Origin of the sequence: Pedobacter albus, from assembly GCF_036324255.1 — a bacterium.
GTDB classification, from domain to species: Bacteria; Bacteroidota; Bacteroidia; order Sphingobacteriales; family Sphingobacteriaceae; genus Pedobacter; species Pedobacter albus.
Map to the genome: position 1 here is coordinate 564,431 of NZ_JAZDQT010000002.1, position 24,005 is coordinate 588,435.

General features: G+C 40.7%; 15 protein-coding genes. All 15 read right to left on the reverse strand.

The window, feature by feature from the left end; all coding sequences use genetic code 11:
- Positions 1-21 precede the first annotated feature (21 nt).
- Entirely contained in the window at positions 22-2,427 is a 2,406-nt protein-coding gene (locus VRU48_RS12250; protein WP_330108202.1) for a 3-hydroxyacyl-CoA dehydrogenase/enoyl-CoA hydratase family protein, read from the reverse strand.
- Positions 2,408-2,866: a MarR family winged helix-turn-helix transcriptional regulator gene (locus VRU48_RS12255; RefSeq protein WP_330108203.1), complete on the reverse strand. Its 459-nt coding sequence runs from the start codon at positions 2,864-2,866 to the stop codon at positions 2,408-2,410. Before VRU48_RS12255 ends, VRU48_RS12250 begins: the two co-directional genes overlap by 20 nt.
- Before the next feature lie 197 nt (positions 2,867-3,063).
- Complete coding sequence (locus tag VRU48_RS12260) at positions 3,064-4,380, reverse strand: OmpA family protein (RefSeq protein WP_330108204.1); 1,317 nt, start codon at positions 4,378-4,380, stop codon at positions 3,064-3,066.
- Between the two features lie 229 nt (positions 4,381-4,609).
- On the reverse strand, positions 4,610-6,322 hold the full coding sequence (locus VRU48_RS12265) for a DUF885 family protein (RefSeq protein ID WP_330108205.1): 1,713 nt from the start codon (positions 6,320-6,322) through the stop codon (positions 4,610-4,612).
- 115 nt (positions 6,323-6,437) lie between these two features.
- A complete protein-coding gene (ggt, locus tag VRU48_RS12270; protein WP_330108206.1) occupies positions 6,438-8,096 on the reverse strand; it encodes a gamma-glutamyltransferase in 1,659 nt (552 codons plus the stop codon).
- 31 nt (positions 8,097-8,127) lie between these two features.
- Positions 8,128-9,897: an AMP-dependent synthetase/ligase gene (locus VRU48_RS12275; protein WP_330108207.1), complete on the reverse strand. Its 1,770-nt coding sequence runs from the start codon at positions 9,895-9,897 to the stop codon at positions 8,128-8,130.
- Between the two features lie 393 nt (positions 9,898-10,290).
- A complete protein-coding gene (locus VRU48_RS12280) occupies positions 10,291-11,340 on the reverse strand; it encodes a hypothetical protein (RefSeq protein ID WP_330108208.1) in 1,050 nt (349 codons plus the stop codon).
- Between the two features lies 1 nt (position 11,341).
- The gene (locus VRU48_RS12285) at positions 11,342-11,977 is read right to left on the reverse strand and encodes a hypothetical protein (RefSeq protein WP_330108209.1); all 636 of its coding nucleotides are present in this window, start codon (positions 11,975-11,977) and stop codon (positions 11,342-11,344) included.
- Positions 11,978-11,995: 18 nt separating this feature from the next.
- Entirely contained in the window at positions 11,996-12,859 is an 864-nt protein-coding gene (locus tag VRU48_RS12290; RefSeq protein ID WP_330108210.1) for a hypothetical protein, read from the reverse strand.
- 1 nt (position 12,860) lies between these two features.
- A complete protein-coding gene (locus VRU48_RS12295; RefSeq protein ID WP_330108211.1) occupies positions 12,861-13,949 on the reverse strand; it encodes a hypothetical protein in 1,089 nt (362 codons plus the stop codon).
- Between the two features lie 166 nt (positions 13,950-14,115).
- Complete coding sequence (locus VRU48_RS12300; RefSeq protein WP_330108212.1) at positions 14,116-14,394, reverse strand: hypothetical protein; 279 nt, start codon at positions 14,392-14,394, stop codon at positions 14,116-14,118.
- Positions 14,395-14,396: 2 nt separating this feature from the next.
- Positions 14,397-18,011, reverse strand: coding sequence for a DUF6443 domain-containing protein (locus VRU48_RS12305; protein ID WP_330108213.1), 3,615 nt, complete (start codon positions 18,009-18,011; stop codon positions 14,397-14,399).
- A 22-nt stretch (positions 18,012-18,033) separates the two neighbouring features.
- On the reverse strand, positions 18,034-21,984 hold the full coding sequence (locus tag VRU48_RS12310; RefSeq protein WP_330108214.1) for a DUF5977 domain-containing protein: 3,951 nt from the start codon (positions 21,982-21,984) through the stop codon (positions 18,034-18,036).
- A gap of 281 nt (positions 21,985-22,265) precedes the next feature.
- On the reverse strand, positions 22,266-22,808 hold the full coding sequence (locus VRU48_RS12315; protein WP_330108215.1) for a hypothetical protein: 543 nt from the start codon (positions 22,806-22,808) through the stop codon (positions 22,266-22,268).
- Positions 22,809-22,810: 2 nt separating this feature from the next.
- Positions 22,811-24,004 carry a hypothetical protein gene (locus VRU48_RS12320; protein ID WP_330108216.1) on the reverse strand — a complete coding sequence of 398 codons (1,194 nt, stop codon included), beginning with the start codon at positions 24,002-24,004 and terminating at the stop codon, positions 22,811-22,813.
- Between the last annotated feature and the right edge of the window lies 1 nt (position 24,005).

Below are 24,005 nucleotides of genomic sequence, written 5' to 3' on the forward strand. Positions count from 1 at the left end.
CATCTCTATACGCAATACCCATTAATTCCTCAACGGTTTCCCTTTGGTTACGATAGACTGTATTCTTTCCAAAGTTTTTCTTTCGCTGCAGAGCGACAAGAAGGCCTCGCGTTCTAAATCCAACAAATATTGCTCACTTACTTCGGTTGGCGACGATAAATCTCCGCCACACATAACCCAACCCAGTTTCTCCGAAATCTTTTTATCGTGTTCTGAAATATAATGGCCGGCATACATGCTATTGGCTCCGGCATACACAATGCCCAAGCCTTGTTTGCCCAACACCTTGATGTCTTTTCGCTGCACCGGTTTGGTATATCCGGCATCGGCTAGTTCTATGGCTTTGGCCTTGGCATCGGCAATTAAACGGCTTCTGTTCATGCTGATGGCATATTTGCCTTTTTGCAGGTAACCCAATTCGGCTGCTTCTACCGCAGAGGTCGATACTTTGGCCATACCAATGGTCAGGAAGCGGTCTTTCAGCGTGTTTTGTACAATCTGATCGGCATGATATTCGTCGGAGGCCCTCAGCGCAAACTCTTTGGTACCACCACCACCCGGAATTACGCCTACGCCAAACTCTACCAAACCCATGTAGGTTTCGGCATTGAGCTGCACAAAGTCGGCATGCAGACTAAACTCGCAGCCACCGCCCAAAGTCAGGTTATGTGGCGCCACCACTACCGGAATTGACGAATATCGAATGCGCATCGATGTATTTTGGAACATCCTGATGGCCATGTTCAACTCTTCCCACTCCTGCTCTACGGCCATCATAAAAATCATACCCACGTTGGCACCTGCCGAGAAATTGGCCCCATCGTTGCCGATCACTACGCCACGGTAATCTTTTTCGGCCATATCGATAGCCTTGTTAATGGCTGACAGCGTGTCGCCGCCAATGGTATTCATCTTCGAATGGAATTCTACATTGAGAATGCCATCGCCCAAATCGATGATCGAGGCACCGGCGTTTTTCCAAAGCACCTTGTTGGCCCTGAGGTTATCCAAAATGATAAAATCGGCCGTGCCCGGAATTTCTTGATAGCTTTTTGATGGGATGTCGTAATATTTCTTAATCCCGTTTTCTACTTTATAAAACGAAGTATGACCGGCCTCCAGCATCTCGCCCACCCATGTGGCAGGCTGATGGCCGTATTTTTTCATGCCTTCTATGGCTTCGGCAACGCCAACGGCATCCCAAACTTCGAATGGACCCAAATCCCAGCCAAAGCCGGCGCGCATGGCATCGTCTATGCGATACAATTCGTCAGAAATTTCAGGAATACGATCCGATACATATTCGAACAACCCGAAGAAAGAAGCCCTGAACAACTCGCCAGCCTTATCTTTGCCGGCCGCAAAAACCTTCATGCGGTCTTTTACGTTTTCGATGCTCTTGGTGAGGTCTAAAGTAGCCGATTTCACTTTCTCTTGCGGGCGATATTCGAGCGTTTTCAGGTCGAGCGCCAATATCTCGGTTTTGCCCTCGGCATTTTTGGTCTTTTTGTAGAAGCCCTGCTTGGTTTTATCGCCCAGCCAGTTGTTTTCTTCCATCTTCTTTACATAAGCTGGCAACTGGAACAAATCGTGCGCCTTATCGTCAGGGCAATTATCGTAAAGGCCTTTGGCCACCTTAATCATGGTATCAAGTCCCACTACGTCTGTGGTACGGAAAGTAGCCGATTTTGGTCTGCCCAAAGCCGGACCGGTAAATTTATCCACTTCCTCAACCGTCAGCCCCATCTTCTCCACCAAGTGCAACAAGGCCATGATCGAATAAACCCCAACCCTGTTGGCAATAAATGCCGGTGTATCTTTACAAAGCACGGTGGTTTTGCCTAGAAACTTGTCGCCGTAATGCAACAAGAAATCAACCAGTTCTGGCTTGGTATAAGGCGTAGGAATGATTTCGAGGAGCCTCAAATAGCGTGGCGGATTGAAAAAGTGCGTGCCGCAGAAGTTGGCCTTAAAATCGTCGCTCCTCCCTTCGGCCATTAAATGGATCGGAATGCCCGAAGTATTGGAAGTAATCAAAGTACCCGGCTTGCGGAATTGCTCTACCTGCTCGAATACTTTTTTCTTGATGTCCAGATTTTCTACCACCACCTCGATAATCCAATCGTAATTGGCAATTTTCGGCATATCGTCGTCAAAGTTGCCCGTCGTTATTTTTTGGAGTACGCTTTGCGAATAAATTGGCGAAGGGTTAGTTTTTACGGCGGTTTGCAAAGCCGCGTTTACAATGCGGTTCTTTACTGCCGGATGGCTCAGGGCCAAGCCTTTGGCCTGCTCTTCGGCATTCAGTTCTTTCGGAGCAATATCCAATAGCAATACCTCTACGCCAATATTGGCGAAGTGACAGGCAATGCGCGATCCCATAATGCCAGAGCCTAATACGGCTACCTTATTTATCTTTTTGTTCATCATGATCTTTTGCGGGCGAATAAGCCAGGGTTAATTGGTTAACTTTGGTGAGCGTGGCAATCAGTTGTTCTTTTTCTTTGGCGCTGAGCTTTTCGTTCAGGTACTCGTTAAAAGACACCACTACGTTTCTGGCCAACTTTCTTTTTTCTACACCAAAGGGCGTTAGAAAAACTTTGACAGAGCGCTTGTCGCCTGCCGCAATTTCTCTGTATATTAGGCCGAGTTCTTCCATGTTGTTGAGCATGCGCGACAAGCTGGTGGCTTTTACGCCAAGCAGGCCCGCCAATGCCGACACGGTAGTGCCTTCGGCGTGGATGTTGATCAGCACATAGCCAATGGCCTGGGTAATACCAAAGCCCGAGGCGATTTGGTTATAGGTGTTCGAAACGTTTTGCCAAACGATCTTTAAAAAATAATCTACTGTTTCCTGTTGCTTCATTAATTACTATGCTTGCATAACAAATTTAAACTATTAAAGTTTAGGATGCAAGTAGAATATTAAAATAATTTTTGGAAATGACTTTGGCCTGAAATTCGGATTTCGGTTAGTGATTTTTAGTCTGCAATCAAACGCATCAAAACAAAAAAAGGCCTCCGACAAAATCGGAGGCCTTTCTATTTAAAAGATTAAATCTCTTAGTACAAGGTAAATTCTACCCTTCTGTTTTGCTGACGACCAGCTGCAGTTTTATTCGTTGCAATTGGTTGGTCAGGACCATAGCCAGTAGCTTCAATTCTGCTTGCATTTGCACCTTGCGATACCAAATAAGCTTTCACAGATTCGGCTCTTTCTTTTGATAAACGCATGTTCAATTCTCTTGAACCGGTATTATCGGTATGGCCGGCTAATTTCAGGCTAAAGTTTTTCTCTACCAATAGGGCAGCTACTCTGTTTAAAGTAGTGTAAGATTTAGCGCGGATCGTAGCTTTACCCAAATCAAACTCTAGGTTTTTGATGGCTTCTGCTACTACTTTGCGGTCGGCTTCAGTAACGATTACTTTTTCGGTTACTTGCGGAGCAGGGATTTTGATCGGACAGCCAGAACCATCAACTACAGTACCTGCAGGCGTACCTGGACATTTATCCAATTTATCGGCTACACCGTCGCCATCGCTGTCTTTCAACAGGTCATTCATTTCTGAACGCAATTTGGCATTTTCAGCTTTTTGTGCATCCAAATCTGCTTTCAAGGCATTGGCAGTGTTTTTTGCAGCCACGGCTTGGTCATAAGTAGCAGCAACTGGGTTGTGGAAAGCCAATTGTTTTCCCTTGCCTAAAGCAAACTCTAAACCAGCATAGCCATAGTTGTACTTGTCGTTGCCGTTTCTGTAGTAGCCGTCAAGGTTATCGCCGTCAACAAAGTTAACAGTCCAGCCCAAATCGAGGTTAACTCCATCAGAAAGCCTGAACTTAGCACCTAAGCCTACCGGGATAATCAACTCTTTAATGGTGTTGCCACCAGCATAGGCCGAAGTACCCGAAGCAGTAGTGATGGTTGGTTTGTAACCTGCCAAACCAGCACCTGCCGAAGCATAAAGCTGTAGTACATCTTCTTTTTTAAACATGTCGATATTGAACATATTCACTACGGCATTTAAGCTACCTGAATATTCCAATTGGGTATCGAATGCTTTTACTGGGCTGTTGTTAACCATGCCACTTTCGTAAGCCTGTGTATTATCGCCTTTCAGTTTACCTCTTACTCCGTCTAAACGCAACGAGAAATAAGGTGTAAATTGTTTTTTGATGTACAAGCCATAACCGAAGCTCGATTTATTATTGCTAAAATCATTTTTGCCACCAAGCGGAGACAATGGGGTAAGCAAACCGGCATTTACACCGATAGACCAGCTCCTCAGCGGCGTACTGGTAGGCTCTTGGGCCTGTGCGGCAGTTCCGATAAATAAACCAGCCAATGCAACTGGTAAACATTTTAAAAATTTCGAATTCATAGTTGTGATTTTAATAAGCGTTCTTTTGTTTTCTGCTATTATTCAATAGCTGTACCAAAGATCGAAAACCACTAACAAAACGAATTAAAATACTTTTAAACAGACAGTTAATAACTAAACTATAGGTTTGAAAAATGTTAAATAATGTTAAATCAACTGTGTACTTTGCTATACAAAATTGGGATTTAGCGGAATTTATGCCTCAAATTTTATCAGTTTGGGACCCTTCCTATTTAATGTCGCCCGCAAACTTCCACTGCGTGCTGAAATTTTCTGGCAATTGCTGGTTGGTTAGCAAGGCCCTTACCATTTCTACGGGCATGTTGTTTTCGTGCAAAATATGCTCGTGGAATTGAATATTGGTCATTTTACCACTGGCTACCAGCTCTTTGTGCAATGCCCTGAACTGTAAGCCACCCAACATATAGCCAATTTGATACAAGGGTCCGTAGCCACCGGTAAACGAGCGTCGTACTTCGGCTTCGGCATTGGCTCGCTCAAAGCCTACGCGGTCTACCAAAAAGTCGATACATTGTTTTGGCGTCCATTTGCCCAGGTGATAATTCATAGAGAAAATGATGCGGGCACAGCGGTGCATACGCCAAAAGAGCATCCCGATTTTATCTTCTGGCGATTTGGGGAAGTTTTGGTCCCAAAGCAACATCTCCCAATACAATGACCAGCCTTCCGTCCAAAATGGCGTACTGAAAACTCTACGGTAAGGCTTGTAACGGCTCTGCATGTAATATTGCAGGTTATGGCCCGGGATGAGTTCATGAAACACAACTGCTCTCGAAAAATGTCGGTTGTTGCCACGCAGGGTCATCATTTTGGCGTCTTCGCTCATGTCTTCTGTTGGATAGGCAATCAGCACCGACTCGCCTCCTAAGAAAAATGGCGCAAACAGCTGTTCCTGCGGACTCAACATGCGCATGCGCCAGCCTTCTTTAGCCATAGCCGGAATAGCGATCAGTTTATTCTTTTCTACAAAATCGATGGCTTCGTTGGCCAGTTCGTAAACGAGTTCGGGTTGTTTGCCCAGTTCTGGATAATCGGTTTTTACCTTTTCCAATGCTTTTTTCCAATCGTTGCCAAAGCCCATTTGTTGCGAGGCCTTAAGCATTTCGGCATCGCACCAGGCAAATTCCCGCATGGCAATAGCCTCGATCTGCTCTGGCGTGTAGGCAATCATTTCGTCTTTTAAATTACTGATCAATGCGGCACGGCCAATGGGATTGCCGATAATGCCACTGCCATCGTCTTTTACCGCCGAAGGTTTGGCCATTTTGCCCAATACGCTGGCGTAGGCTTTCAGGGCGTCGGTTACTTCAGGATAAACACTTTTCGTGGCCTTGGTAAACTGCGGGTCGTAGCCATCGTAAAACTTATAGGCTTCAGTAAACACGGTCAAATATTGCTCAACGGTTTGTTTGGCCCAAGCCGCCTGTACGGGCGTAACGGCCAGTTCTTTGTTCTCTACCGCTTTTGTCGTTTGCTGGATAGCGTCTTTGAGCTGGGTAAATTGTTGCTGCACAGTTTTACCGTCTTGTTGTTGTCCGATACGACGTTTGGCTTCAAAATCGATCAGGCTTTGGGCAAAGGGTAAGGTGAAGATGGTACTGTTAAACTCGGCAAAATTTTGTTGCAAGCTGGCCGAATCGGCTCTGATATCGCGTTTGAGCAGGATATAATCTACCCGTTCGTTGACGGTAAGTTTATTGAAAGGCAAGGATTTTAGTTTTTGGCGCCAAGCTGCATAAAAGCGCTCCATGCGTTTAAAATACTCTACCGACCGCTTAAGGGTATATTTGCGGTTGAGCATGGTTTCGTCGGCCTGGTATTGGTTAATCAGCGGACTGATTACGCTGGCTTCGTTGCTTTGGGCCTGGGCCAGCGGTAACGCTAGTACCCAAAACAGCAACAGAGAAGTTAGTTTTCGCATGAGGCAAGGTTGTTTGATCTGTCTGCAATATAATAAATGCAACAAAATTAGTTACCATAGCCCCAAGCTTTGATTTGTAACTTCTTTAAAGAATATATGGCTGTTGTCCAAAAATCTACCAGCCGATGGCCTTGTCGTCGCCACGTGGGTCGGCACCGCCTTGATAGAAGCCCCATTTGGTTCTAAGGATGGCATCGACCCGCCCTATTGGTCCGCGAGGTACAAGCTTATAGCCTTTAGCCTCCAATTTAACCGTCGTCAGGCTATCTAGCGCATTTTCTTCTACTGAAACATCGTCTGGCAACCACTGGTGATGAAACTTTTTGGCACTTACCGCAGCCTGCATCGATTTGTTAAAGTCGACCACGTTTACAATGGTTTGGAAAACCGAGGTAATGATGGTTGAACCACCTGGCGTACCTACGACCATAAACAATTGACCATCTTTAGACAAGATTGCAGGGGTCATGGAGCTGAGCATGCGCTTATTCGGCGCAATGGCATTGGCTTCGCCGCCAACCAATCCGTACATATTCGGCGCGCCTGGCTTTACCGAAAAATCGTCCATTTCGTTGTTCAGCAAAAAACCCGCACCCTTTACCACTACCGCAGCGCCATAAGAGCCATTTAGCGTGGTGGTAATGGAAACGGCATTGCCTTCTCTATCTACGATGGAAAAATGGGTGGTTTCTTCATGTTCGGCTGGCGCAATTTCGCCTGCGCCAATGCTGGCACTGCTACCGGCCTGCTGCCAATTAAAAGTACTCATGCGTTGCCTGATGTAGGCATCTTCCATTAATTTCTTTTGGGGCACGGGATAAAAATCGGGGTCGCCCAAATACGAAGCACGATCGGCATATACCCTTCTTTCGGCTTCTACCATCAACTGCACCGTAGAATCGGCATTAAAGCCCCATTTGGCCAAGGGATAAGGCTCAACCGACTTAAGGAGCTGTACCAAAGCTATACCACCGCTAGAAGGTGGCGGCATGGTTACAATTTCGTAGCCCCTGTAGCTGCCCACAACGGGTTTGCGCCATACGGCCTGGTAGTCTTGGAGGTCTTGCTTGGTCATGATACCACCCCCACGTTGCATTTCGGCCACAATCGAATCGGCTACCGGGCCTTCATAAAATCCTTTCCTTCCTTTTTCGGCAATCAGTTTTAGCGTGTTGGCCAGTTCTTGCTGCACCAACACATCGCCCTCTGCCCATTTGTTATCTTTAAGTAGTACCGTACCCAAAGGATTGAGCGCTTTTAGTCTTTTTTTAAGTCCGTTGAGTTCATTAGCTTGGCGAGCAGTGATTTTGAAGCCTTCGCCTGCTAGTTTAACGGCAGGTTTTACCAAGTCTTCCCATTTCAATTTACCGTATTTCTGATGGGCCTCTACCATTCCGGCCACCGAGCCCGGAACGCCTGCCGCCAATTGTCCATACAGGCTTTTCTCTACAATGGGATTGCCAGCCACATCCAAGTACATATCTCTTGTGGCACTGCCTGCTGCTTTTTCCCTAAAATCGAGCGTATTGGCTTCGCCTTTGGCCGAACGGTATACCATAAAACCGCCACCGCCAATGTTGCCTGCATTTGGATAAACCACGGCTAAAGCAAATTGAACGGCTACCGCTGCATCGACGGCATTGCCGCCTTTTTTGAGAATATCGACGCCAACCTGTGAGGCAATGCCATTGGCCGAAACCACCATGCCGTTGCGGTATTCATCGCTATTGTGCCTGCCCAACTGACCGCCTACGCAGCCGAAGAACAGGCTCATGGAAACTAAACTTAAGGTAATTGTGCCTAGCTTACGCTTTATAGTTTTCTGCATCTTTATAGATCTTTTCGATGATGGCCGCATATTTTTCGAGGACTACCTTCCGCTTAAAGCTCAGTTTAGGGGTAAGCTCGCCTCCATCAATGCTGAATTCTTTGGGCAAGAGCGCGAAGCGTTTAACCTGCTCCCATTTGCCGAATTCTGCTCCTAAAGCTACAATAATCTGATTGTATTTTTCCAACACCTGCTCGTTTTTGATCATTTCCTCGTTAGTGCTGTAATCGATGCCTTTTTTGGCGCACCAGGCTTTCAGCGCCGGGAATGCCGGTACAATTAAGGCCGATGGGAATTTCCTGTTCTCGCCCAAGACCATGATCTGTTCGATCAAAGGTGATTCTTTATAGCGGTTTTCGAGCATTTGAGGCGCTACGTACTTGCCACCAGCGGTTTTGAAGATTTCCTTTTTACGATCGGTGATTTTGAGGAATTTGCCTTCCAATATCTCGCCGATATCGCCGGTATGAAACCAGCCTTCCGAGTCGATGGTTTCGGCGGTCAGGTCGTCGCGTTTGTAGTAGCCTTTCATCACATTGTGGCCACGCACCAGGATTTCGCCATCTTCGGCAATCTTGATTTCAACGCCTTCGATAACCGTACCTACGGTGCCGAACATAGTGGCACCAAAATGATTAACGGTAATTACCGGTGAGGTTTCGGTGAGGCCATAGCCTTCGAAAACCGGCATGCCGGCTGCCCAAAAAATACGGCACAAACGAGGGTTAAGCGCCGCGCCGCCCGAAACGAGTACCACGATGCGGCCACCCAGTGCCTCTTGCCATTTTTTGAACACCAATTTACGGGCAATGCCCAATTTGAAATTGTACCACCAGCCATTGTTGCCATCAAATTTCTCGGCCAAGGCTAGCGACCAAAAGAAAATGCCTCGTTTGATACCTTTAAGGTCTTTTCCTTTTTCCAATATTTTATCGTACACCTTTTCCAATAGTCGAGGCACGGTAGAAAAGGCATTGGGTTTTACTTCCTGAATATCGGCTACGATGGTGTCCATGCTCTCGGCATAATAAACCGATACGCCAAAATAGGCATAGAGGTAGGAAATCATGCGCTCGAAAATGTGCGACAGGGGCAAAAAGCTGAGCGATACCTTAATTTCTGTTGGAAAGATGATGGCCGATTTTACAAAGTTCTTCACCAGGTTATCATGGGTGAGCATGACGCCTTTGGGGGTTCCGGTGGTGCCGGAGGTATAAATCAAGGTCAGGATATCTTCGGCACTTACGGCTTTTCTGTAGCTGTCGAGGTCGACATTGGTCGATTTTCCAACCTCAACCACTTCCTGCCAATGGTTTGCGCCTTGTACCTGATCGAAAGTGAAGACCTTTACTTCGTGTTTGATTTCCTGGCAAACCGCGGTTACTTTTTGATAAAGCGTTTCATCGCTCACAAATACGATGGTGATTTCGGCGTCTTCGATGATGAATTTTACATCGTGTTCGGCCAAGGTGGGGTAAAGCGGAATTTGGTAGGCACCAAGTTGCATGATGCCATAATCGCAAATGTTCCATTCGGGCCGGTTATGCGACATGACAGCCACCCTAGAGCCTTTTTTGATGCCCAAAGTAGTTAGGCCGCGACTCAGGTTGTCGGTTACTTCGCAAAAATGCTTTGTGCTGTATTTTTCCCATTTCCCCTTTATTTTTCCGCTGATAAATTCTTCTTTCGGAAAGTTTTCGAGGTTGTATGGAAGGAGGTCGAATACCCGTGTGATGCTTGTAGACATGAAATAGCAATTTAATTTGGCCAGGAACTGCAGCAACGAATTGTTTGTTTGAACTCGTTGTTTCTCAAATCTAACAAATTATACTTTGCGCATCAACCCATTTCGAAAATTATTCTGCATGCATAGTAATTTTATTGCTTTTTGGTGATTTTTGAAAGGTTGGAGGGCTGATGGGGGAAGGTAGAAGGTTAAAGACTAAAGCTAAAAGACCAAAGCCGAAAGATCAAAGCAGGTTGGAGATAGCGTCTTAAAAAATCGTCGTTACGATAAGTGTAGAGAAGAAGCAATCCTTATGAAGGTCTTATTTATTAAAGAGGGCAAGAGTATGACATCAAAAAATGGGCAACAATCGTTAAGATCATTGCCCATTTGCGCTAAGTTATTGGAAAAAGCTTATTTCTTGTTTTTTACTTTCTCGATTTCTTTTCGCAATTCATCAATGGCCTGTTCTTGTTTTTCGTTCTTTTTGTTTTGGTCGATGAGCAACAAGGTAAGTTCTTCTACTTTTTTAAGCAACAACTTATTCATCTCGCCCAACTCTACGCCGTTGGCCTCAACTTCCTTGGCACTCGGTATTTCGGGCAGATGCTTGTTAGCTTTGATGTAGCTTTCCAACGCTTGCAACGTTCCAACCTTGTAATCTTCTTCAAATACATAGTCTGGCCAGTTGGCGGTTTCTACCTTGATTTCCTTGGCGCGGATCTTGCCGTTTACGGATAGTTTTTCATTTGGTGTAGTGGTGCCTATGCCAACGTTGCCGTTATCAGTAATCTGCATGGTTGGCTCTCCCGAAAATATTGCTCCGATGGTTTCCGAGCTCGCACTTTTTGTATAGAATTTAATTCCCCCCTCACTAAATCCCCTGCCCAGTACAATGGCGCTTCTGGCCATACTGCCATGAGAATAAACCAATTGTTCCGATGCTGAGTGCGGCTTTAAGCCATGAGCCAAGACTAACCCGGCAGAAGCATACATACTTCCGATTGTATTATACTCGTTATTATTTGCGGTGCCAAAACCTAGGTAGGCCCCACCGGTTGGGTCGAAAATATTAATATTTCCGTTTACTGTCAGTTTTTCACTAGGCGTGGTCATACCAATACCAAAATTCCCATTATCATTGCTTACCAACAACGACCTCCAACTCCCCCATCCGGTACCCGTATAACCAGAGCGGATGTACATGTTTCCCTCATCAGAAAAAGTCAATTCATGAGCTTTGCCACCAGAATCGTCAGCCCAGCCTCTTAGACCCAAAACCGTATAATAGGTATTTGGCAAACCTAATATAGCGCCCGACTTAAAATGAGACTCAACAGATTGAGCATAAGAACTTGGGACTGTAGCAGTAGCTCTCGTATCCTGAACGGCTAATATATTGGTTTGCGCCATCAAAGTTTTAGCTGATAAGAAAACCAGCGCAGTGATTATATACTTTTTCATCTTATTTTTTTCTTTTTATCAATGCTTCCAGCTTTGCAATTCTCTCTTCTTGCTGTAGGTTTTTATTCTTCTCTTCGAGAAGCTCCTTGTTCTTTTCTCTCAGGTTTTGTAATTGCTTATTTTGCTCAATGAGCAACAATGTCAATTCCTCAATCTTCTTTTGTTGCAGTTTCAGCATTTCACCCAATTGTAGCCCATTCGTTTCTACTTCCTTAGCGCTCGGCATTTCAGGCAGGCGTTTATTGGCCTTGATGTAGCTTTCCAATGCTTCCAACGTTCCAACCTGATAACCCTCGGCAAAAACATAGTCGGGCCAATTGGCGGTTTCTACCTTGATTTCCTTGGCGCGGATCTTGCCGTTTACGGATAGTTTTTCATTTGGCGTAGTGGTGCCGATGCCGATATTATCGGCGTAATTGATAAAGAAATTGGTTTTATTACTTGTGCTGTTAAACAAACCTATGCCTGTACTGTTGGAGTACAAGCTGTGATAGTTTGTATTATCTTGCTTATAAAGAAGGAGCTCGGTAGAGTTAATGCCATTACTCATTACGTTAATGGTTTGATTTACGGTTTGCTGTGCCTTAAGGACTGTCGAAACAGTTAATAAAGAGGCTAATAAAATGGTGTTTTTCATTGTATGGTTATTATAAGCTCAATTAGTTTTAATCTTTAACTGTTTAATTTCCTTTTCCTGTGCCTCAACTTTTTTGTTGATCTCGATCAGTTGCAAAGTTAGCTCTTCGATTTTTTGGAGCAGCTTGATTTGAAAAGCGCCTATTTCCAATCCAGATTTTTGCATCTCTGCAGCAGCAGGAATTTCAGGAAGGCGTTTGTATTGTTTCAAATAAGCTTCCAACTCAGCCATGCTCATGTTTTTATAATCGGGTTCGAAAACAAAATCGGCACCTGCAACAACGCTGACTTTGATTTCTCTAGCGCTCATTTTGCCTCCAACAGTGAGCTTGGTATCAGGGTCTACCTTATTTGTCCCGATAGCCATTGGGTCCATGGTAAACCTATAATCCCTGGTTTGGGTATTGGCAATTACCTGAGGTTCGGTAATTTGAATTATAGAAGTATTTACAGGTGACGTAGAAACTCCTCTTATATCCACAATTACTAAATTAGCAGTAGTTACCAAATGATAAATCGGTAATCTTAGGTGGCCAGCTGCATCAACCTCAAATTCACCTAATTTCCATTGGGTAGCCACAGGTCCCAAAGCGGCTATTACTTCTGACGTATTCGAATAAAAAGGAGCATCTAGGTTTCTGCCAATATTAAAGATTTTGGTATACTTACCTGTTGTATTTTGAGCATTATAGCTCCCTGTCAATGAAATTTCTACATTTCCCCAGATTAGCGCCTGGCCAAAATCAATATAAGAAACCTGGTTGGCTATTCCATTCTCAAAATAAGGTGATGCTCCATTCCATTTAAATGTATAATCCTGGGCTTGGATTTTAGTAGCGCAAATTAAGCTGATAAAGCATAAAATAGTAGTTATTTTTTTCATCTTACTTTTTGTTTGCGGATTTTAGTTTTTCGATTTCTTTTTGTTGCGCTGTCAATAATTTCATTAGTCCTTGCAACTGCTTGTTTTGCTCAATCAGATGTAGTGTTAGTTCTTCCTGCTTTTTAAGCAATAACTTATTCATCTCACCTAATCCTACCCCATTTGCTTCTACCTCTTTAGCGCTTGGCATCTCGGGCAGGTGTTTATTCGCCTTGATGTAGCTTTCCAATTCTTCCAACGTTCCAACCTTGTAACCCTCATCAAAAACATAGTCGGGCCAGTTGGCTGTTTCTACCTTGATTTCTTTGGCGCGGATCTTGCCGTTGACAGCTAATTCATAATTTCCTGGAGTTTGTGTTTTGATACCCACATTTCCAGAAAAATAGCCTTGGTTTGGGGTTACGCTTGAAAGCCCCAACAAGGAGGCAATGGTGGGTTCGTTACCATCTACCACTTCTACGCGAGGTGCGTAAAAATATTGGCGGTCATTCACATCGACATCATAATAAAGATAAGACCTTATGTTGGTAGTGGTGGTACCTACCGCAAATTTGAAATCGGTGATATCTACAGCCTTAATTCCTGTTGTGCCGTCATAGATAGCCCCATAGCTTGTTGTCGACATATCGCCACTACCGTGAACGTAAGCCACCAACAAATACCATTTGTTTAATTCCGGCAAATCGCCATACCAGAAATACGGATTATCTCTGGGACTATCATTTAAGTCATTTACGTTTTGCGTTCCTAAATAACTTGTACCATTTGTTGAATTTGTTTTTTTGATCCAAATGGAAAAACGGTACATCTTGGTGTGATCGATTGCAAAATAGCTGTGGTTAAAGCCACCATCATCATTATTAGCCCCTTCGGGTTTTGCCTCCCATAAAATAGCACGTTGTCCTTGTGGACCAATGCCCCAAAAACGAGTATTTTCGCTTACTTGGCCATTGGCCAAAAAACCACCAGAACCACCGGTTCCTACCGTCCAGTTTGGCATGTCAAGCAAGTTTTGGGCACTTGTAGTCAGGTTGAAAAAAGCACAGCTTAGGGCGCAAATGAATAAACTGCGCCAGTGATTTGTCTTCATAGATGGAATGTTAATTTAGTTAAAATTCGAGTCCGTTATCTGCAGTTAAGCTAAAGCAAATTTGAGATATAAAAAAATATTTTCCCCAACAGTTGTTATAGCGGGAAGAAAGTATATTCTGGGTAAATATTATAAAAACTTTTTAAGGCTAGGAAAATAGCCTTATTTATGTTTGATAAATTAAAAATAAACCTCCATATAAAACCACTATTAAGAATAGTGCAAAAAATAGCTTAGACATATTTAATGTCTTTAACTTTTGAAGAATCAGAACATTAAATATTATTTGAGTGACAACCATCATCAAATATATCGACAAGGCATTATTAGTATATTTATCATTTGCTCCATAGCCTAATAAAAAACTTATTACCCCGTAAACAGCAATCAATATTATAAATGAAATAATATTTAACAAGAAAATATACAGATTGGATTTCTTCATATTTAGTGTACAGTTACTTTAATACCGTATTCTTTCATCGCCTTTATAAAGCTATTAGCCATTTTAGAAGGGTCACCTTTTACCTCTTGCCAAGCCTTTAAAAATGCTGTCACATCTTTCCTGAATGAAGCAGATGAATGAGGGCCTATTAAAGGAACACCATTTCCATTTTGATTACTTTTAAAAGCAGCAACAAGTCCGCTCATATCATCCCCAGAAAAAGGATCAAGAGTATGATCTGAGGAATAAGCATCTACCCCTTCCGGCGAAGTTAGTGAATTTGATTGATGAGGAGCCATATTAAATACAAACTCTATTTCATTAGCAGCGTCAGCGAAAAGTCCCGAATTTTCTTTAATCAACTCAAGTAGTGCTTCCGTATAACCAACTCCAAAAGCCGCGCCTCTACTATGTGTATAAATTTGTATTTTTTCGGTGATTTTACCAGTTTTTGGATCTTTTTCTAACTGAGCTAAAATATTTTTGAAATCCCTTTTAGCAACTATCCTGCCCGCCGCAGTTCTTTGGCTCGGCTCAAGAGAATAATTACTCACTTCTGTATAATGTGACGATTCATTTTCATATCTCGGACTTCTAGAATGCGTTTGAGCACCCCTATCCCCATCCACATAAAAAGCTGTATTTCCGGGGTTTGGTATCCCAGAACCAGCAATTGCCGATAATAACTGTGCATCCCAATACCTCTTATCGTGTCTTTCATAGTCATGATTAACCCTGCCATTAATAAAAATAGGCAATTCTCCATTCTTATCAATAAAATTAACAGGACTATTTAAAGAATAAACGTATGGTGACGACATTTCAAGTAATTCCGCTTTAGGATCGACTACATTCCATCTCCCAATTAAAGGATCGTAAAATCTTGCACCATAATCTAACTGGTCTAATCCTAACTCCGCCTGCTTTTCCTTACCATTATATTTATATTGATTTTCAGGACTTGAGCTTAACATATTACCAGGATTCATTTCTAGGCCAAATGCATAATAATCCTGTATCTGTACAATATCTCCATTTGCTTTAAATACTACTCGTGTATTCCCTAATTGATCTTGCAAAAAATATTCATAAACATAGGGGCTATTCGGTAAGGCCCTCCCTTCTTCCGTCACTACAAAATCTATAACACTTCCTGTATATTGTATTCCACTTAAATAGTTAGTCTCGCGTACTCCAATTTGTTTTTTCAGCTTAATTCCCAAAGCATTATAAGTATACTCAACAACCTCTCCTGTACTAGCTTTGGTTATTGACTTAGGCAAGTTTAAATAATTATAATCAATATTAGTAATGCCTAATCTATTATTGGTTTTTTGATTGCCGTTTACATCGTACGTATAACTATTGCTTTGCGACGCAGTTCCAGTATCGCCTATATCATATACTTTATTACTTAACTGTCCATTATGAGTATAGTCATAAGTAAAATAATTAAGATAACCAGCAGCACTATTAGTTCTTTTCAAGCTAATTATATTTCCCATTACATCATATGCAAGTTCTTCATTAAATTTATTAGTTGAGTTTGGATCCATATAGTTCGCTTTAATTAAACGATTTAGGTTATCATAATCATAGCTATAGTTTTGAACACTTTGGCTTAAGCCTAAGCCAGGTGGCACCATCGTTTGCCAACTTATTGAGCCAATATTTCCATTGTAAGCATCGGGTTTATTAGCATAATTTAGGCTCATACCAAAAATAGTATTGGCCGTAACAGAATTAGGATCATTAATCGAAGTTATCCACCCTCTTTCATTATAAGTATAATTGGAATGTTGAAGAAAAGTATTTCCGTTATCTACACTGTGTAATGATTTAGTTTTCAACTGTCCTATCTCATTATAATCTTTCTTACTGATAATTACCCAACCCCCATCATTTATATCTTGGGTAGTAGATATCCTTCGTCCTATTTGATCATAGTTATAAACTTGAGTGATTTTTGTTGTCATATTATTTACTATATTTTTACGTATGTTTTGCCTAAGCTCGCCATTAAAAGTATAGTCGTTTTCAATGAAATCAGTTCCTCCTAAATGATTTTGCTCTTTTGAACTGATCAATAATGCTTTATCATCATAATAATTAACAGTTAACAACATTGTTGTTGTACCTAAAATATTTACTCTCTTTCCTGTTTCAAGCCCTCTTGTTCTAATCGTTTGCCCAAAGGTCTGTGCGCCAAAAACATTATTGTAAAAATTATAATTATCGTAATAATTAATAATCAAGTAAGTGTTATTTGCTACATGCAAAGGAAACGCATTCGAAGTATAGCCGGTTCCAGAGCCACTCTCATTATTATCATCTCTACTTTCCCAAAGCGAGTGCTGTGTATCATTATTTAATCTCTCTTGCCATACAACTCTCGATTCAGAATTATTTATGATTCCTGAAATGACATTTCTCTCTAACACATCATACTTTTTAAAAAGCCACTGGCCATCAGACATCTGCTTAGCATCACGGCTGAGCACAAGTTGATCAATCGAATTATACACTAATTCTTCCCACCCTTTTCCTGGGATCTTCTTCTCAATTATTCTTTTTTTCAAATCGTAATGATATGCATAAATGAATTCATTAAACACTGAGTCATTTTCACTAAACGTAGTTAGAGTTACCGCTGGTGTAATTATATACCTTAGATTTCCAAGTTCGTCGTATACATAATAAGTTGAAATCGCCGTTGTTTCATCAAGCCATTTTCTTTTCATGATGATTCGTCCTAACTTATCTTTGAATTCTTCATGAGTTCCACCTTTTCCACTTATCCAATTCTCGTCCTTTGAAATAGTTTTGAATAATTCATTTGCACCAAAATACTCTACACCACTACAATTTGTGCCCGAAATTGTCCAATTTCTGACCTCGTCAATTTTGTTGAAATCATTTTCCATTTTAACAGTACGTCCACTTAACGGTTGCCAATTAACTCCTGCTTCTCCTTGTTCCAACACTCTATTTAATGGGCTAGGCTCAAATACCGTTTTTTTAAATGGATAGGCTGTTTTCACTGCTCCTGTAACCAACTCCGTGCCCACGTCACCGATTGGATTATAAAAGTTGTTAAGTCCTTTACCTAAATCAAAAGCATCCTCCTTATAATTTCCATTAGATCCAAATACGTCACTATAAGCTAAATAATTTATTGCAGATCTACCATAAGTATCGTACCTAAATGCCTTCACAATATCATAACCTAATGGAGTAGCTCCAATTTGTAAAATTTGTAATGGCCTGCCCAATCCATCAAAAAATTGTATTTCGGGAGCTACTTCACATGTATTCTTCGCTTCCAAGTTCGAAATACTCTTTAATCCTGCAATTCTAGACGTATAAGAGAGCACATAATTCCGATTATTATTTAATATAGGGCCAACGTATTTACACGGCAAGGTCGGCACATATGAAATAAAAGCTCTAAAGTTATCTCCAACAGGCACATGAAAACCGTTAGAAAGCGTAATCGATTCTGATGCATAGGATTGAGTTTGCCCAGAATAAGAGCTTAAAATTAGATTTTGCTGGGCATAATTTTTACTAATATTAATAGCTAACAGCAATATGATAGTTAGTTGGAGCGATTTCATTTATGGATTCTGTAAGGTATTATCAATTACAATTAGACTCTGACAATAAGAATTTAAGACTACTTAAATTACCAAGAAATACGTTATTAAATGTATAATTAGAAGTATTACCGCCTTGAGGATGATTTTGACACGATTGTATTGTAGAAGTTGAAGGAGCAGATACTTGCATTTTAAAAGTCTTATAACCTGTTTGTCCATTATAATAGCCTCCTTGAACCCCAACAACAATTTTATAGCTACCACCAGGCACATAATTAATATCGTACATGTTAGCCAACTGCGAAGCATTAATTTCATACATCAACATTGTTCCTGCTACATTATAGAATTTAATACTTGTAACTTTACAATTATTATCAGAAACGGTACTTTCCCATTCAACAGGGCTGGTATCATGACAGGTTTGATTTGCTTGTCGCTGACCTTCTGTTTGTAGCTTATTATAAGCTTTGGCATTAGCATCTGCTTGACTTATGGCAGATGAAAATTCTCCAGGGTCTATTCCATACCCTACTTCATCTCCTGTTTGCCCTGGGTTACAAATAGCAGTAAAAGTTTGATACATTTCTACATTATAATATAGCTGCGTACCACCTGTACATTCTCCTAAATTATTAACATAACTTTGTCCATTCTCAGAAATATCTTTTAAGGCCATGTCATCAGCTTCTTTTTGACTAAATGGTGAAGTATACCTACCAGCCGGAACAGTATAAGTTACAGTTGACCCGACAGCCTGGCTTGGACAATTATTCTTATTTAATGTAATGCTCTTTGCTACATTGAAAAACGGACTTGTTGCCTCCTTATAATGATATATATAAGCCTTCATTATATCCTTATTATAGTCTCTTAGCATACTTAAACGGCTCAGTCCATCATAGCTATAATAAGTGGTTTGGCTTCTAATATCTGTAATACTACTTATACCTGCAGATGGCTTATAGTTATATACTAACATTTGGGCATCTTCGGGGTAAATACAAATATCATCATATGCTGTACCCACATTTAAATTAAGTGGACCAGAATAAACCTGCTCACCATATTTCCATTCTGTATTATTAAAATACCAATACGTGATTATATAGTTTTTAGAATTAGGCTTATTCCATTCAACTAACAATGAATTACCTAAATAATAGTTAGCTCCATTATGTGCATTCACTTCATTACTTATTATATTAGTGTTCTTTGATTCTTCAAAGCCTTGGTAATAAATTTCGTTTAGGGTTGCATTAATTGCTTTTGCAATAGGCAGGCTTTGCTTATAACCCCAAATTACAGAAGAATTTGGCTTACCAGTCTCATGATATTGTAGAACATTATTTTTTTGATCGTAGAAATCGAAATAAAATTTGGTTTTATAGTTTGAATTAAATTTAAAGTACAAACTACCCCCATTTGCTACTATAGATGAATTAAAGCTTTGATTATAGACTAGAGGTTCAGGAAGCTCTAATACCCTAACCTGTTTTAAATTAATTTGTTTTGGATAATTTATGTTCTCAGCTAGTTGGTATTGATTTAAAGAACCCCCAATAATCTTTTCAATGCTATTTTTTGTAAGTATTTTTAACTGTTCTACAGGTAATGTAACCATATTTGCCTTTATAGCTTGCTCAATTGCCAATGAAGAAATATCACAATCTTGAACGTCTTGCAATTGATTAAAATAATCAAATACATATTTAGTACTATTAGTCACAAGGCTTCCATCACTTTGCTGTACTTTTTCCGTATTTACCAGGTGATGCAAAGGAGCATTACGAAATAATTTTGGCAGACTTGCCCATGCTCGGTTTTTTAATATTTCGGGTATACCATTATATTCATATGTTGTAGTTACAGTATTTGTTTTTACTGTGGGGAATTCACCTTCATAAGAAATCTCTTCCTTTTTAATAAGAAAGGAAGAGCCTGTGTATAGATCATAAAATGAAAGTGTCTCTAAACATGGTAATGCATAATATCTTGCTGCATCTTTTGAATCAATTATCCTTCTATAATAAGAATCATAAGTATAATTAATTCTCTTAATCGGCTGACCATCTTCTCTTTTATAAATTTCTGAAAGTAACTTTCCAGCATTTAATGCTGGCTTAGAGAACACTAATGGATACAGCTCCGTATTTGAAATATAATCGTCTATTTCTTCAGTTGAGTAATTCGACTCTACCGAGCCATTACCTGACTGATATTCAACAACTTGATCATAGTAAGCATAATTACCCGCCAATTCTCCAGTATAATTTACGGAATTACTCATAGCCATATATATATCTAACACATTATTAGACCCACAGTCATTCATTGTATAAACAGTCCAACCATTTTCACCAGCATGCTCTAACGGTTTGGAGAGGTCTCCTCCGTATGCAGCGGCATAATCCATCCAACTTAATGCATCGGGGATAGTCGGCCTTTGTGCATAAATTGGCAAGCCTCCAGTAATATGATAGCCAGAATATATATAATTTTTTTCTTGAACAATCGCAGTTTCACCAGACACTGACATAATTTTCTTTACCCGAACACCCGGATAATTAGATGCAGGTATTAGGTTATCATAAAATATCTTTGTTATACCCCCTGTGGGGAACACAATTTCATCTAATATAAATGCTTTTTTATACTCTTCATTTGAATTTCGATCGGCCAAATAAGCAGTACAATCATGAAGATTGAATGTATATTTTCCAATCAGACATAGGTTCTGCGATTGACCATTATAGTACCCCCAATGATCTTGTGCATTTGATAATCTATTTGGCAACTTATTAACTGCATTATTTTTGTTGTACGAAAATTTATAGGATGGTAGTGAAATTCCAGTCCCGGACATCTCTTTAATCTCGTCCAGCCTCAATCTCTTTTGTTGATAAGTTTCTGCGGTATATTGAATAGCACTATTTATGCCAAGACTTGGGCTAACGGCAATATTATCATTACTTTGGAAATAACTTGTAGTGAGCTGGATATTTTTTATTATCTCCGAGGACCATAAGTCTTTTATTTCGATATTATCCAAAGCTCTTGTAAAGTTATTTGATACCTCAACGTCCTCTCTTAATTCATTTTTATAATTAAATGAAATCTCAATATTTTTAGAGGTTATTTTACTTATAGTATTACTACTTATCCAACTATCTACTGGAGTGGTTGAACAATTAGCACACGCTGGGGAAGTAGTTAGCAAAGTTGTAACTCCTCCTGAATTAACTCTATTATGGTAAGCATTTATTTTATATTGAAAATTTATTGTATCTGCCACCGTAGTAATTATAGAACTCAAATGCCAAGCATTAATGTAATTTGCCTGATCATATGGAGATGAACTCCCATCAAAGACTTTACCATGATCATAGACACCTTCAAAATTATACCTATTTCCATCAGGCGTTATCAATATCCATTTAGCAAAAGTTTCAATAGATGCCACAGTAGTATCAAGTTCTATTTTTATATCTTGTTCAGGAATAAGATGTATACGATGGTCCTTATCCATTACAAATTTTCCAGAATATCCATTTACATTAAAGTAAAACACATCTGGTTCGAGATCCTTACCATAAACATTAAACTGCGCGGGAGCTGTAGCACTTACAGTAATGGGTGCAAAACCGTGAACAGCATAATAATTTTCATCAGGTAGTCCCTTAATAGATCTCGATATTGTTCCTCCTACATTAAGTGACCACCCTAAGCCCGCGACACCTGATACTTCAGAAACTTTAATACCCCCCGTATGGTATGATAAAGATATAGGCAAACTAAATCCATTTGCTACTAAATTGTAAAGCGGTATATCTATATTTGTTGTTCCTGTACTTTTATTTACAGGAAAATCAATATATTTATTTAAAGACGCAACCTCGGGTGCTTTTGGCACTTCTGAAACGTTCTGCCCTATGGCGTCATGAGATATAAAAAAAGTGAAAATTAAAATAAGAAGCGTCCAAAATTTCATACATTGTTTTGTTTATAGTTCCCCAAATTAGAGCTTAAATTTTAATTAAAAAAATATTTTCCCCAACAGTTGTTTTCGCAGGACGAACGCATCGAATTGCTGGATGAACATGCGTTTTGAAAGGATATTACGATTCAGAAAATTGGGTTTTACGACTGGATTTTAAGCAACTTTTGAGAAAATTCTGCGTAAAACCGACTAGAATATTTAAAAAGCAAAAACGAAAGCATCAGCTTGGAATCTTTATTGGCAATAAGAATTAAAGCTTTCTCATCACTGCTCTATTTCTCGAGAGCATTCAAGGTCAGTTGCAGCGTCAATTGCCCAGTCTTTTCTTTCGTACCAAGTTCTTGCTTATCGCTCAATTTCATTTCACCAATTTTGCCAATTCCAGTACTTTTGCTCAAAGTATCTAACAATTTAACCAAGTTAAAGTAATTTCCCTTAAAGGTAAACTGTTGCGCAACCATTCCCTGTTGCAAAGCAATGGTGTCGGTTACGCTCTGCGTGTTGGTACTGAAATTAACCTGTACGTTTTGTGCCGATGCCATACCCGAAACCGTTTGCCATAAGCGATTTTCTCGATCTTCTTTTTTTACTTGATAAGATTTTAGGGCATTAGCGTAAAATGTATTTTTTCTGCTTACCTGCGGAAAGGTACTGTCTTCCGATTGTGCGGCGGATTGTTCCTTTTTAAGCTGCCTGTTTAACCGCATCGCCTCGAAGGTATGCTTGAGCGAAAACACATAGGCAATGTAAAGCAATGCCACCATGCCAACCATGAGCACCCAGTTTTTTTTCTGATGGTCCAAGTTCTTCCACATGGCTAATAAGTAATGATTAAACTAAATTGATAATCGGTTGATTCTTGATCTTCCTGGTATTTGAGCAGTTTGGCCGATTTAACCCACTGCATTTCCTTGAGCACAAAAATCCAGTTGTTTACTGCCGTAAGGTTGTCTGTTGAACCTAAAATCTTAATATTCGGCTGTTTTTCGGTTTTCTCTGCCTCGGTTTTAAAATCATTGACAGCCACTTCATGCAAACTCAACTGCCTAGGCATGCTTTTGCCTATTTCATTGAGCAGAAAACCATAGTTGTAACCTCCGTTCCAATGCAGCTGTTTAAGCAAGTATTCGTTTCCAGCAATATTCTTTTGGAGCAAATCGGTTTGGTCGGCACTGGCAGTTTGCGCCCCTACCTGCTGGGCAAGCTTGGCGTTTTCCTGATTGTAGTAAGAAAAGAGCCCAAAACTGATCAACAACAATCCAAAAAGTCCAAATAGGAAAATAAGCGCTTTCTTTTTCAGGGCCATATTGCTCAGAAAATCGGCGAAAACATTGTTTACGTTTTCTACATTGGCTAAAATCGGACTCAATTTCTGGTGCAAAATCAACTGAAAAGCTGAAGCATAGGCCAATACGTTTTCTTCGGGAATAAGTTCTTGTTCTATCTTGACCTGAAAGTCGTTTTTCAAGCCTGGTTCGGCATTATAACTTATGAAATGACGTTCGGTCGTCAACACAAAACCATGTCCGGCAAAGCGCATTTCTGTACTGTAAATATTCAGTTGTGGCCAAATCGGTGCCGTTACTATACCGCCGAGGCTCAACATCAATACTTTTAGCCCTGCTCTGCCCAATTTATCCAACAATTCGTCTACGCCTTGCTTTCTGATGATGCTACCCAGCGCATTGTTGCCATGAACATAAGACTGTACATAAAAATCCTTTACCTCAATTGACGGAAAAGCCTGTTGGATCACCTGTTCTGGCAAAGTATCGGTAGCCACCTGGATATTTTTGTGGATAATGCCCCGCCCTGTCAATGTCAACGCAACAGGAAAGTTTTTAGGCAGGCTTTCCAGTATTTTATTAAGCGGGCCTTCTAATATTTTATGACTTTCGATGTGCAGTTCGTTGTCTTTTTTGGCAAGTTGGCAGAACCGGCAACTGTAGCTATTGTCGCCAAGGCCATGCAGCTCTACACCCAAAACCGTATTTAAACCCTCAAACAACATC